The organism is Burkholderia sp. CpTa8-5 (assembly GCF_017815045.1).
GTDB classification, from domain to species: domain Bacteria; phylum Pseudomonadota; class Gammaproteobacteria; order Burkholderiales; family Burkholderiaceae; genus Burkholderia; species Burkholderia sola.
This window is the reverse complement of the sequence record NZ_JAGIQD010000010.1, coordinates 171,720-185,135: the sequence shown is the minus strand read 5'-3', so window position 1 is coordinate 185,135 and position 13,416 is coordinate 171,720. Positions and strand designations below refer to the sequence as shown.

At 68.4% G+C, this 13,416-nt stretch carries 9 protein-coding genes; 4 read left to right on the top strand and 5 right to left on the bottom strand.

Annotated features, from left to right (window positions below; genetic code table 11):
* Positions 1 to 45: 45 nt before the first annotated feature.
* The 3 genes from dcd to apbC all read right to left on the bottom strand — a co-directional run bounded on the left by dcd (position 46) and on the right by apbC (position 2,489).
* On the bottom strand, positions 46 to 615 hold the full coding sequence (dcd, locus tag J8I35_RS17730; protein WP_006398615.1) for a dCTP deaminase: 570 nt from the start codon (positions 613 to 615) through the stop codon (positions 46 to 48).
* Between the two features lie 112 nt (positions 616 to 727).
* The gene (sodC, locus tag J8I35_RS17725) at positions 728 to 1,264 is read right to left on the bottom strand and encodes a superoxide dismutase [Cu-Zn] (protein ID WP_050012046.1); all 537 of its coding nucleotides are present in this window, start codon (positions 1,262 to 1,264) and stop codon (positions 728 to 730) included.
* Between the two features lie 133 nt (positions 1,265 to 1,397).
* A complete protein-coding gene (apbC, locus tag J8I35_RS17720) occupies positions 1,398 to 2,489 on the bottom strand; it encodes an iron-sulfur cluster carrier protein ApbC (protein ID WP_050012047.1) in 1,092 nt (363 codons plus the stop codon).
* Positions 2,490 to 2,842: 353 nt separating this feature from the next.
* On the opposite strand from apbC, the gene J8I35_RS17715 reads away from it, so the two are divergent.
* Positions 2,843 to 3,490, top strand: coding sequence for an OmpA family protein (locus J8I35_RS17715; RefSeq protein WP_050012048.1), 648 nt, complete (start codon positions 2,843 to 2,845; stop codon positions 3,488 to 3,490).
* 381 nt (positions 3,491 to 3,871) lie between these two features.
* Positions 3,872 to 6,028 (top strand): methionine--tRNA ligase, encoded by a 2,157-nt coding sequence (gene metG, locus J8I35_RS17710; RefSeq protein ID WP_050012049.1) that lies wholly within the window; start codon positions 3,872 to 3,874, stop codon positions 6,026 to 6,028.
* Positions 6,029 to 6,118: 90 nt separating this feature from the next.
* On the opposite strand, the gene J8I35_RS17705 is transcribed toward metG, so the two are convergent.
* Together J8I35_RS17705 and J8I35_RS17700 are read right to left on the bottom strand one after the other, a co-directional pair.
* On the bottom strand, positions 6,119 to 10,159 hold the full coding sequence (locus J8I35_RS17705) for a translocation/assembly module TamB domain-containing protein (protein WP_209926387.1): 4,041 nt from the start codon (positions 10,157 to 10,159) through the stop codon (positions 6,119 to 6,121).
* Between the two features lie 39 nt (positions 10,160 to 10,198).
* Positions 10,199 to 12,013, bottom strand: coding sequence for an autotransporter assembly complex family protein (locus tag J8I35_RS17700; protein WP_209926386.1), 1,815 nt, complete (start codon positions 12,011 to 12,013; stop codon positions 10,199 to 10,201).
* 249 nt (positions 12,014 to 12,262) lie between these two features.
* On the opposite strand from J8I35_RS17700, the gene J8I35_RS17695 reads away from it, so the two are divergent.
* Both J8I35_RS17695 and J8I35_RS17690 read left to right on the top strand, forming a co-directional pair.
* A complete protein-coding gene (locus tag J8I35_RS17695; RefSeq protein WP_006478107.1) occupies positions 12,263 to 12,451 on the top strand; it encodes a DUF3460 family protein in 189 nt (62 codons plus the stop codon).
* A gap of 4 nt (positions 12,452 to 12,455) precedes the next feature.
* The gene (locus tag J8I35_RS17690) at positions 12,456 to 13,328 is read left to right on the top strand and encodes a ScpA family protein (RefSeq protein ID WP_209926384.1); all 873 of its coding nucleotides are present in this window, start codon (positions 12,456 to 12,458) and stop codon (positions 13,326 to 13,328) included.
* Positions 13,329 to 13,416 lie beyond the last annotated feature (88 nt).

Below are 13,416 nucleotides of genomic sequence, written 5' to 3'. Positions count from 1 at the left end.
CGCGCAGCGGTCACCCGGAAACTGGTGAGACGTTATGCAACCAGATCAGGTTTTCGGCAGCGTGACACCGCGCTGCCCCTGATACTTGCCGCCGCGATCGGCGTACGACACGTCGCACACCTCGTCGCTTTCGAAGAAGAGCACCTGCGCGACGCCTTCGTTCGCGTAGATCTTCGCGGGCAACGGCGTGGTATTCGAGAATTCCAGCGTGACGTAGCCTTCCCATTCGGGTTCGAACGGCGTCACGTTGACGATGATCCCGCAGCGCGCATAGGTCGACTTGCCGAGGCAGACGGTCAGCACGGTGCGCGGGATGCGGAAATATTCGACGGTGCGGGCCAGCGCGAACGAATTCGGCGGGATGATGCACACGTCGCCCTTGAAATCGACAAACGAACCCTCGTCGAAGTTCTTCGGATCGACGATCGTCGAGTTGATGTTCGTGAAGATCTTGAATTCGTCCGCGCAGCGGATGTCGTAGCCGTAGCTCGACGTACCGTAGCTGACGATCCGGCGGCCGTCCTCGGACGCGCGGACCTGATCGGGCACGAACGGCTCGATCATCTTGTGCTCTTCGGCCATGCGCCGAATCCATTTGTCGGACTTGATGCTCATATCTGGGCGCCTGGAAACGCTGCGTGACAATCAGGGAGGGCCGCTCGCGCGAGGCGGCGGCCGGGAAAGGCGGACATTTTACGCGATCATCGGCCCACGCACGCGGCGGCCGTCAACGGATCACGCCGCAGGCCAGCGCAGGCCCCGCGCCATGCTGCGAAAACGCGGGGTCGCTCGCGTCGCGGTGCACCAGCGCCGCGCGGTTCATCGCCGAGCGCACGCCATCGAGGGCCAGATCGGGCGCGACGATGAAGCCGGCCGCGACGCCGTTCGCATCCGCGTGGATGTTGCCGAGATCGCCGGCGACGCGCGCGCCCGCGCGCAACCGGTCGGCGGCCGGCGCGAACACCTGGCCGGCGCTCGAGCCGTCGCCCGCGTTGCAGTCGCCGCGTTCGTGCACCTGCAGCGCGTGATCGCTGTTCGGCGGCAGGCCGACCAGGTTGTAGGTGACCTGCACGCCGTCCGGGCGCTCGACGAACGTCACCGCGCCACGCGCCTGCGAGCCGACCGTCGGCTGCAGTTGCGCGTCGGCCCGTTTTTCGTGCGACGAGGAAAAGGAGGTACAGCCGGCCAGCAGGCCCAGCGCGGCGGCGGCCAGCAGCGCGCGCCGCGCGCGGCCGGCGCGCACGCCGTGATGTCGTTGTTTCATTCGATCCTCATGCCGGCTGGCGACCGTTCGAGACGACGGCCGCGCCGGGCGGGTAAAGGGACCCGGGAAAAGTCGCCATGATACCGCGCCTCGCGGCGCAGCAAACAGCGTGAGGCCCCGCCCCGCAAGGGTTTTACGTATTTTGAACAACGATCGACGGGAACTTCGACGTCATGTCGCGCGATCGCTCGGCAATCGCCAGCGCGACCCCACGCGCGATGTCGCGGTAACGACGCGCGAGCGCGCCTTCGGGATCGGCCGCGACCGTCGGCGTGCCGCTGTCGGCGCGCTCGCGGATCGCGATGTCGAGCGGCAGGCTGCCGAGCACGGTCACGTCGTAATCCTTCGCCATCCGCTCCGCCCCGCCGGCGCCGAAGATGTGCTCCTCGTGGCCGCAGTTCGAGCAGACGTGGATGCTCATGTTCTCGACGATGCCGAGGATCGGGATCCCGACCTTCTCGAACATCTTCAGCCCCTTCTTCGCGTCCAGCAGCGCGATGTCCTGCGGCGTCGTGACGATCACCGCGCCGGTGACGGGCACGCGCTGCGCGAGCGTGAGCTGGATGTCGCCCGTGCCCGGCGGCATGTCGACGATCAGGTAGTCGAGCTCGCGCCAGTTGGTCTGGCGCAGCAGCTGCTCGAGCGCGGACGTGGCCATCGGGCCGCGCCACACCATCGGGTTGTCTTCCTCGATCAGGAAGCCGATCGAGTTCGCCTGCAGCCCGTGGCCGACCAGCGGGTTCATCGACTGGTTGTCCGGCGACTCGGGGCGCTGGCCGTGGATGCCGAGCATCGTCGGCAGCGACGGGCCGTAGATGTCGGCGTCGAGAATGCCGACCGACGCGCCTTCCGCGGCGAGCGCGAGCGCGAGATTGACGGCCGTCGTGCTCTTCCCGACCCCGCCCTTGCCCGACGCGACCGCGACGATGTTCTTCACATTCGGCAACAGCTTCACGCCGCGCTGTACCGTATGCGCGACGATCTCCTGCGACACGGCGACGCGCGCGTCGCGCACGCCCGGCACGGCCTGGAGCGCTGCGGCGACGCGCGCACGCACGTCGTCGTGCTGGCTGCGCGCCGGATAACCGAGCACCACGTCGAGCGCCACGACATCGCCGTCGATCGCGACGTTGCGCACGCCCTTGTTCGCCGCGTACGGGCGGCCGGTATTGGGGTCGACGACTGCCGCCAGCGCGGCGTCGACTTGGGCCCGGTCAATGCTCATCGAAACTCCGTGAAAACGTTTTTCTCGCGCGCAAAACGTCAAAAAATATCAAATTCCGCGGCGAAATTCGGGAAAAGTGAAAGAATCTGTTGCACGCCATTGCGCGAACGCGCGACCCGGCGCACTCTTCGCGTGCGGCATGCTATAGGGCCAAATCGGCCACTCACCGCCTATATTGTAGAGGCTGACGCGTCGCACTGCCCGAACAGCCACGCTGACGGACAGGGCATGCGAGCGCCTCGGCGGCTGCCGCGAGCGCCGGCCGGCCTTCCTTTTTCGGACGGCCCGCGCAGGGAGCCATCACTGTTGTTTGTCGTCGTTGTCGACTCGTTCAACCAAGAGAGGAATCCAAGATGAACATGAAAATCGCGACTCGCCTGTCCGTCTTCGCACTCGCCGGCGCGCTGCTGGCAGGCTGCGCCACGCAGCAAGGTAACAACACGGCCGTCGGTACCGGCACGGGTGCGGCGCTGGGCGCGGGCATCGGTGCACTGGCCGGTGGCGGCAAGGGCGCGGCGATCGGCGCGGGCGTCGGCGCACTGGTCGGCGGCGTGACGGGTTACAACTGGCAAGCGATCAAGAACAAGCTCGCGCCTTCGGCAGCGCAGACGGGCACGCAGGTCACCGAGCAGCCGGACGGCTCGCTGAAGCTGAACGTGCCGAGCTCGGTCACGTTCGCGACGAACCAGTACGCGATCACGCCGGCGTTCACGCCGCTGCTGAACGACCTGGCGACCACGCTGAACCAGAACCCGCAAGTGACGGCGTCGATCGTCGGCTACACGGACAGCACGGGCTCGGCGCAGCTGAACCAGACGCTGTCGCAGAACCGCGCGCAAAGCGTCGTGAACGCGCTCGTGCAGCGCGGCGTGAACGGCGGCCGTCTGTCCGCGCAAGGCATGGGCCCGTCGAACCCGATCGCGGACAACGCGACCGAAGCCGGCCGCGCGCAGAACCGCCGCGTCGAGATCTACCTGCGCGCGCCGCAACAGCATCAATAAGCGCGACCACGAGAGGAAACGTGCGGGCGCCGCGCCCGCACAGCCCCGCCTGACAAGGCGTTGGGCGGGGCCGGTAACAAATCGAAAAAATTTTCGAACTTCTGTCGCAGGCCGTGGTCAGTATTTACGGTACGCGGCTGGTGTTGCCGGCGCGTCACCATTCTCCTCTTGTCGTTGTTGCTCCGGGGCCGTATCCGCCCCGGTTTTTTTTGCCCGCAGAATTCGTGTTGCGCTGCAGCACAACACCCCCCCGGCACGCCGCGCGGGGCGCCCCTGCCCGTTCCGGCGCCCGGTCCGCGGCGCCCGCCCGCCGCGCTGGCCCGCGCCCCTGCTAGAATCGCGGTTTCCCGTCGTTTTTCCCGCTGTTCTTCTCCAGACACTATGTCCGCATCCGACCTCACCTCCGTGCAGGCTGCGGCGCCGCAAGGCAGCCGCCAGATCCTCGTTACGTCCGCACTGCCCTATGCCAACGGGCAGATCCACATCGGCCACCTGGTCGAGTACATCCAGACCGACATCTGGGTGCGGACGCTGCGAATGCATGGCCATGAGGTCTACTACATCGGCGCCGACGATACGCACGGCACGCCGGTCATGCTGCGCGCGGAGAAGGAAGGCGTGACGCCGAAGCAGCTGATCGACCGCGTGTGGACCGAGCACAAGCGCGACTTCGACAGCTTCGGCGTGTCGTTCGACAACTTCTACTCGACCGATTCGGACGAGAACCGCGTGCTGAGCGAGAAGATCTATCTCGCGCTGCAGGAAGCCGGCCTGATCGCCGAACGCGAAATCGAGCAGGCCTACGATCCGGTCAAGGAAATGTTCCTGCCGGACCGCTTCATCAAGGGCGAGTGCCCGAAGTGCCACGCGAAGGACCAGTACGGCGACAGCTGCGAAGTGTGCGGCTCGACGTACCTGCCGACCGAACTGCTGAACCCGTATTCGGTCGTGTCGGGCGCGACGCCGGTGCGCAAGACCTCGAAGCACTACTTCTTCCGCCTGTCCGACCCGCGTTGCGAATCGTTCCTGCGCGAATGGGTGAGCGGCCTCGCGCAGCCCGAAGCGACCAACAAGATGCGCGAATGGCTCGGCGACGCCGGCGAAGCCAAGCTCGCCGACTGGGACATCTCGCGCGACGCGCCGTACTTCGGCTTCGAGATCCCGGGCGCGCCCGGCAAGTATTTCTACGTGTGGCTCGACGCGCCGGTCGGCTACTACGCGAGCTTCAAGAACCTGTGCGACCGTAACGGCATCGATTTCGACGCGTGGATCCGCCCGGGCTCGACGGCCGAGCAGTATCACTTCATCGGCAAGGACATCCTGTACTTCCACACGCTGTTCTGGCCCGCGATGCTCGAGTTCTCGGGCCATCGCACGCCGACCAACGTGTTCGCGCACGGCTTCCTGACCGTCGACGGCGCGAAGATGTCGAAGTCGCGCGGTACGTTCATCACCGCGCAGAGCTACATCGACACGGGCCTGAACCCCGAGTGGCTGCGCTACTACTTCGCGGCGAAGCTGAACGCGACGATGGAAGACATCGACCTGAACCTCGACGACTTCCAGGCGCGCGTGAACAGCGATCTCGTCGGCAAGTACGTGAACATCGCGAGCCGCGCAGCCGGCTTCCTGATCAAGCGCTTCGACGGCCGCGTGCAGGACAGCGCGATGAATCATCCGCTCGTCGCGAAGCTGCGCGATGCGATTCCGCAAATCGCCGCGAGCTACGAAGCACGCGAATACGGCCGCGCGCTGCGCCACACGATGGAGCTCGCTGACGAAGTGAACGCGTACGTCGACGGCGCGAAACCGTGGGATCTCGCGAAGGATCCGGCCAACGCGGTCGCGCTGCACGAAACCTGCAGCGTGAGCCTCGAGGCGTTCCGCCTGCTGTCGCTCGCGCTGAAGCCGGTGCTGCCGCGCGTCGCCGAAGCGGTCGAGGCGTTCTTCGGGATCGCGCCGCTCGCGTGGGCCGATGCCGCAAAGCCGCTGTCGTCGGCGCAGCCGATCAAGGCGTACCAGCACCTGATGACGCGTGTCGACGCGAAGCAGCTCGAAGCGCTGCTCGCCGCGAACCGCGATTCGCTGCAGGCCGAGGCAACGGGTGCGGCCGCCGCGAGCGCGAACGCCGCGAAGGATGCGAAAAACAACGCGAAGGCGAACGCGAAGCCGGCCGCCGCGAACGGCGCCGACGATGCACCGATCTCGATCGACGATTTCGCGAAGATCGACCTGCGCATCGCGAAGATCGTCGCGTGCCAGGCCGTCGAGGGCTCGGACAAGCTGCTGCAGCTCACGCTCGACGTCGGCGAGGAAAAGACCCGCAACGTGTTCTCGGGCATCAAGTCCGCGTACCAGCCCGAGCAGCTCGTCGGCAAGCTGACGGTGATGGTCGCGAACCTCGCGCCGCGCAAGATGAAGTTCGGCCTGTCCGAAGGGATGGTGCTCGCCGCGTCGGCCACCGACGAGAAGGCGGAACCGGGCCTCTACATCCTCGAGCCGCACAGCGGCGCGAAGCCGGGCATGCGCGTGAAGTAAGCGCAACGCGCTGCCGCTGGTGCAAAAAAGCCCCGCACGGTTTGAATCGTGCGGGGATTTTTTATCGCTGCCCGGTACGCCGGCCCTCCGTCACCGCTGCCCGAACCACCGGTCGAAGCGCCGCGTGTAGTTCAAGTCGACGCCCTGGAACGTGCCGCCGTACGCGGACACCGACCAGAAGCGCGTCAGGTTGATCGTCGCCTTGAACGCGTTGCTCGCCGATTGCAGCCCCTGCTCGAAGCCGAGCACGAACCGCTCGTTGATCGCCTTCGACACCAGCACGACCTGCGGATCGGTCAGTCCGACTTCGCTGCGGCCGACCGACACCTCGTCGAGACCGAAGGTCTGCGCGACCCGCTTGCCGGTCACGCTGCCGAGCAGCCCGAGCGCCGCCGTCATCGCCCCCTGCTGACCGACGTTGTTGCCCTGGTCGGTGCCGTGCCCGAACAGCAGCCACGACAGCTTTTCGTTGTCCGTCACGTTCGGCTCCGACACGAGCTTGACCGTCGGCGACTGGATCGTCCCCGTCACCTGCACGCCGGCCTCGACCTCCTGGTTGCGCCGCATCGCGAGGATGTTGACGCCGGGGTTCGCCACCGGGCCGTTGAACGTGAAGAAGCCGTTCTCGACCGCGAGCTTGCGGCCGAACGTCGTGTACGTCGAGCCCTCGGTCACGCGCACGTTGCCGATCGCGCGCAGCGGCACGCCCGGCGCGCTCATCACGGTGATCGTGCCGCGCAGCCCGAGATCCGCACCGTGGCCCTTGAAGCGGAAGTTGTTGCCGAGCCCGACGTCGATGTTCGCGCGCGGCGCCAGCGACGGCGCCGGCTTGTTCTCGACCGGCTTCGGCTTCGCGGCCGCGGTGCCGGTGGGCGTCTCGCCGCGCACCGTGCCGTCCGGCTGCACGATCACGACGTCGTCCGACAGGTGCGGCGCCGATTGCTCGGGCAGGTCGAACAGCGCGCGATCGACGACGAACTTGCCGTCGATCGCCAGCGCGCCGCGCGGCCCGTCGTTCGCGACGGTGGCCTTGCCCGACAGCGACAGCTTGCGATCCGGCGCCGCGAACAGTTCGAGCTTGTCCGCGACGATGCTCGCGGTCAGGTCCGGCGCCTCGCCGTCGAGGCGCACGCGGCCGAGCGCGCGCAGCGTGCCGTCGCCGCCGTGAAACTCGACCTGCTGGAATTCGACGAGGTTGTCCGACAGCTTCACGCGCACGATGCCGTCCTTCAACTGGACGCCCTGGTCGATCAACGTCGCGGACAGCTCGTCGCCCGTCAGCGTCCCCGACAAGTTCGGTTTCACCGGCGTGCCGGACACCGTCAGCTTCAGCGCCGCGCGTCCGCCGAGCAGGTAGCTCGGGCCGAACAGGTTGCCGGTGGTCTTCAGCGCCGGGATGTCGGCATCGATGCGGCCCGACAGCGGACCGTCGTCGACGATGCCGAACACGCCGTCGCGCAGCGCGAACGGCACCGTGACGTTCGCGTCCAGCGTGCCGATCCGGCTCGCCTTCGCGAGCCCGGTCACGTTGAGCCGGTTGCCGGGCGCGAAGCTCGCGCGGGCGGACAGGTCGGTCAGGCCGAGCGACGCGATGCCGCGCCCGGTCTCGATCGTCACGTCGCCGCCACGACGCTTCACCTGCACGTAGCCCGTCGCGTTCGCGCCGAGCGAGAAATCCCAGTCGGCATCGAGCACGACGTCGGTGCGCATCGGCGGCCGCTGGCCGGTCAGCACCTGGCGAACCTCGAGGAAACGCGCGATCGATGCGCCGGTCACCGAACCGGCCGAGCGCATCTGGCCGCGATCGAACACGAACGATTTCAGGTCGATCGCCGCGCCTTCGAGCGTGAGCCGCGTCGCGCCGAGCGTCACGCGGCCGGCGCCGGCCGAGATCGTCAGCGGCGCCTGCAGCGCAAGCGCCGGCGTGCCGCGATTCGCGAGCCGCGTAACGGTGCCGTCCCAGCGCATGCCGTCGCGGTTCTCGACCACGCCGCCGTTCGCCGCCAGCGTCAGGTCGATCACGCGGCCGCCGGCCATTCCGAGCGCCGACGCGTCGAGCGTGTGCTTCGCGCGCGTGCCGTCGAGGTTCGCGCGCAACGACTTCAGCTTGAACGAGCCGAGCGCGATGTCGGCCGCGTCGGCCGTGAACACGAGCGCGCCGTGCGCGCCGTCGCGGATGTCGGCGCGGCCCTGGGCGGTGCCGATCCGGTTCGAACCGACGACGACGTGCTCGGCCTTGTAGGCGGCTGTCACGTTCGGATGCGCGAAGCTGCCGGTCAGGTCGCCCTGCGCCTGCACGAGCCCTTCGACGCCGAAGCCGAGCCGGTCGAGCTGCGGCGCGTCGACGACGAAGCGCAGCCGGTCGCCGGGTGCGCCGAAGCTGCCGCGCAGGTCGACGTGGTTGCCGGCGATCGACAGGTTCGCGTTGCTCGGCAGAATTCGTGAGCCGGCGAGCTGCACGACGCCGGCGCCGGTCAGCGGCACGCCGTCGTACAGGCTGTCGGCGAGCTTGAAGGTCGCCTTCGTCGATACCTGCGGCGCGAACGCGCCCGACGCGGTCAGCGTGCCGGACACGCGCGTCTCGCCGCGCTTGGCCGGCGCCTTGGCCGCTTTCGCAGGCGCCTTGCCGCCCGCCTTCGGCGCGCTCATCGCGGCGAGCAGCAGCGGATCGAACGCGGTCAGTGTCGCCTTCGCGTCATAGGTCGAATGCGCGTCGTGGCGGAACACGCCCGTCAGGTCGATGCGGCCCTTGCCCGCAGTCACGCGCGTATCGGTCAGCACGGTCTGCTGCTGCGTCAGCGCGACCTTGGCCCGCGCGCCGAGCGCGAGCTTCGGGTCGTTCAGGTTGAAATCGACGGTCGTCACGTCGCCCGCGAGCGTGACGCCGAGCGGGCCGCCGAGGCGCATCGGCCGCAGCTCGGCGACGAACGCGTTGAGGTCGAGGTTCGCGACCTTCAGGTCGAAGCGGCCCTTGCCGCCCGCGAGCGTGCCGCCGCCGGTCACGCTGCCGTCGCGGATCAGTTTCAGCGCGAGACCGTCGATGCGCTGCGCGTGCGCGTCGAGATGCACGCTCGCGTGCGCGTCGATCACCGGCAGCAGATGGTCGCCGAGCGTGCCGGGTTTCGCGTTGACGATCGACACCGGGCCCGTCACCGCGAAGCCCTTCGCGGGCGCCGCGCCGGCCGGCGCGCTCACCGGCGCGAGTTCCGCGCGCACCGCGAGATCGGCCGCAGGCGCGCCGGGCGACAGCGCCTGCGGGTTCACGTGGTCGAACGCGAGCGACGCACGCGTGAGCGGCACCGTGCCGAACGGCGCGGCCTCGACGTGCGCGCGCCCGTTCAGCTTCATCCCGCTCGCGGAGACGTCGGCGACGAGCGCTTCGAGCGACCCCGACACGTTCGCGCTCGCGTTGACCGGTTCATCGGCGAGTTTGCCCACGTAGGTGGCGTCGCCCGTCAGCGCGAACGGCTTCACGCCGTCGAGCTTCGCGCGCGCGGTCAGCGCACCGTACGGCGTATCGACGCCGTCGAGCACGAGTTCATGGTGGCGGCCGTCGCTGCGGCCGTTCAGCGCGAGATGGTCGAGCTGCGTCGTCGACGCGCCTTCGTGAATGGCGAGGCGAGCGACGCGCAGGTCGTCGATCCGCACCTGCAGCGGCAGGCTCAGATTCTGCGGCGTCGTACTCGGCGTCGACGGCCCCGGCACGATCCGCACGTCGATCGTGCCGGCGCGCAGATAGGCGACGGACAGCCGCCACGGCGCGCGCGTCAGTGCCCAGCGGCCGTCGAGCCGGTCGATGCGGACCTCGGTGCCGGTGCCGTCGGGGCTGGTCCATGCGAACCCGCGCAAGCGCACGCCGGTCGCGAGCGAGCCGCCTTCGAGCGTGCCCGCGAGCCGCGTGCCCAGCACCTTGCCGGCTACCTGCCACGCGAGCCGCGTGCCGCGCTCGGTCGTCACCGCGCCCAGCACGAGCCCCGCCGCCAGCATGACGAGCAGCACGACCGTCGCGAGCGTCCACGCGACGGCCCGCCACGCGCGGCCGCGGCGCGGCACGCGCGGCGGCGTGCCGGGCGCGCCGTCGGGCGAATCCGGATCGTGAGGCGGCGGCGTGTCGTTCGGGTCCTTCGTCATGCGGTTCGTCGTGCGGTCGTCGTCAATAGGGCGGCAGGTTCAGAAAGCGATGCCGAGCGTCAGGTACGGGCGCACGCTGTGGTTGCGCAACCCGTACGCGACGTCGACGTTGATCGGACCGACCGGGCTGCGCCAGCGCGCACCGACGCCCACGCCCGGGTAGAACACGCGCTCGCCCCACGCATCGGTCGCGGTGCCGATGTCGAAGAACGTCGCGGCGCCCCAGTCGCGGTTGAACCAGTGCTGGTATTCGGCCGTCCCCGTCATCAGGTACTTGGTCGGCAAGACGGAGCCGTCGACGCTGTTGCCGATGCTCTGGTAGCCGTAACCGCGCACCGAATTCGAGCCGCCGGCGCGGAACAGCAGCGACGCCGGCACGCCGGTCGAACTGCCGCTCGTGAACACGCCGCCGAGCTCCGCGCGGAACACGAACAGGTCGCGCTTGCCGATCGGCAAATACTGCTGCCCGCGCGCGTAGCCGCGGATGAAGGTTTCGTCGGCCAGCACGTGCTTGACCGCGAAGCCGGCCTCCGCGTGAATCAGGTTGCCCGAGCGCGGAAACAGCGGATCGTCGACGTTGCGGCGGGTCCACGCCCACTGCGGCACCAGCGCGCGGCTCGTGGTCGGCCCCGCGCCGTTCTGGTCGAGCCGGTCCTGGTAGTACATCAGCGAATACGCATAGTCGATGAACTGGCCGGTGCGCGTGCGCTGCGCGCCGATCCGCGCGCTGTAGATGCGCGTATCCGACACGTTGGTGTTCGTGTACGACGCGAGCACGCTGTTGGTCCAGCCCTTCTCGCCCGGCGGCATCGACAGCTGGACCTGCCCGTACTGCTGGATCTGGTCGACCCGGCCCGACACGGTCAGCGGCCACGCGGCGCCGAACGTGTCGAGATACGTATAGGAACCCTGCACGTGCGGCCCGGTGTCGGTCGCGAAGCCGACGCCGCCGCGGATGTTGTTGTACGGAAACTCGCTGACCTTCACGTGCACGGGCGTGCGATCGGGTTTCGACGTATCGTCGCCGACGTCGATCGCGACGCTCGCGTAGTACGGCGTGTTCTGCAGCTGCCGCTGCAGTTCGGTGATCCGCCGCACGTCGTAGATCTCGCCTTCCGACAGCGGATTGACGTTCGTGACGATCCTTTCCGGATAACGGCGCACGCCGTCGACGTCGACCTTGCCGATCGTGAACGTCGGACCGCTGTCGAACGCGACCGCGAGCGTCGCGCGCTGCGTGCGCGGATCGATGCGCGCCTCGGACGACGCGATCTTCGCGCCGAGATAGCGGCGCGACTGCAGTTGCCGGAGCGCCGCACCCTTCGCGTCGTCCCAGTCGGACTGCGTGAACGGGTCGCCCGGCTTCATCGAGAACGCGAACCGCGTCGCGGTCTCCTGCTTCGGATCCTCGGTTTCCACCGGCCCCTTGAACGTCAGGTCGACCGTCGACACGACGGTCTGCTTGCCCGGATCGACCGCGATGCGCACGTCGCGCTTGCCGTCGCGCGTGCGCACGTCGGTGCGCACGACCGGCGAGAAATAGCCGGCCGTCGCGGCCAGGTCGCGCACCTGCTGCGGCGTGGCGGTCACGAGGAAGTCGAACTGGTCGTCGCTGATGTCGTCGCGCTTCGCGAAGCGGGCGATGTCGAGATGCGTCTTCAGGAGCTTGCGGATCGAGCGCGGCGCGTCGATGTCGACGTCGTACTTCGCGTGGGCCGGCAGCGCGAAGCACGCGGCCAGGCAACCCGCGAGGGCCGCCCGCGCGACGCGGGCCGCGGCGTCGGAGCGATCGCGTGCCGCGCGCCGGCCCGCGTGATGCGCCGTGTGTGCTTGCTGGTTCGACTGCCCCGCCAAATATGACCTCGCCGTCCTGGAGTGTTACGGTTTCGTGGAAAACCCTGTATTTGACCACAGGGCGCCGACGTCACGGCCAAACGATTGTGAAAGAGTGCCAAGGCCGCGGCAGGGTCACCGCACGACGCCCGCCAGCGCCGGCCCGCGGATTCGACGCTCGATTGGCGCCGGCTGTTCCCCGCGATGCGGTAAAATCCCGCCATCGAGAATCCGGCGCATCGTGCGCCGCCCGAAACGGAAGATCCAGCCATGCCGTACCAGTCCGACGTCACGCAGTTCCTGAACCAGCTCAAGCAGCAGAAGCCGACGCTCGAGGAAGAGCAACGCAAGGGCCGTTCCCTGCTGTGGGACAAGCAGCCGATCGATCTCGAAGAGCGCGCCGAGCAGCAGGAATCGCGCGTGAAGCAAACGTCGTACGTCTACTACCAGAACTTCTGACGACGTGAGCGCCGCCGACGAGGCCAGCGCCGCCCGGCAGGACAACGCGATCGCCGCGCCCGCGGGCGCCGATTCGACGCCCGACACGGTCGACGGTGTCGCGGCGTTCGCTCGCCTGTACGGCGAGCCGCTGTTCAAGCTGCCGCAGGATCTGTACATCCCGCCCGACGCGCTCGAGGTGTTCCTCGAGACGTTCGAAGGCCCGCTCGACCTGCTGCTGTACCTGATCCGCAAGCAGAACTTCAACGTGCTCGACATCCCGATGGCGCAGGTCACCGCGCAATATCTGGGCTACGTCGACCAGATCCGCACGTCGAACCTCGAGCTCGCGGCCGAGTACCTGCTGATGGCCGCGATGCTGATCGAGATCAAGTCGCGGATGCTGCTGCCGGTCAAGAAGGCCGACACCGGCGAGGAAGCCGAGGATCCGCGCGCCGAACTCGTGCGCCGGCTGCTCGAGTACGAGCAGATGAAGCTCGCCGCGCAGCGGCTCGACCAGTTGCCGCAGCTTGGCCGCGATTTCCTGCGCGCCGAGGTCTACATCGAGCAGAGCGTCACGCCGCGCTTTCCCGACGTGAATTCGGACGACCTGCGCGCCGCGTGGGCCGACGTGCTCAAGCGCGCGAAGCTCGTCCAGCACCACAAGATCTCCCGCGAGGAGCTGTCGGTGCGCGAACACATGAGCCTGATCCTGCGCCGGCTGCAGAACGCGCGCTTCATGGAATTCGCCGAGCTGTTCGACACGTCGCGCGGCGTGCCGGTCGTCGTCGTGAACTTCATCGCGATGCTCGAACTCGCGCGCGAATCGCTGCTCGAGATCACGCAGGCCGAACCGTTCGCGCCGATCTACGTGCGTCTCGCTTACCTGCCCGCGTAAGGGCCGCCCCGCCGCTCCCCGTTCCCCGGTGTATCCCGACGCTCGCCGCTTCGCCGCGGCGAATGGCCGTCCGGCGGGTATCCGGTAC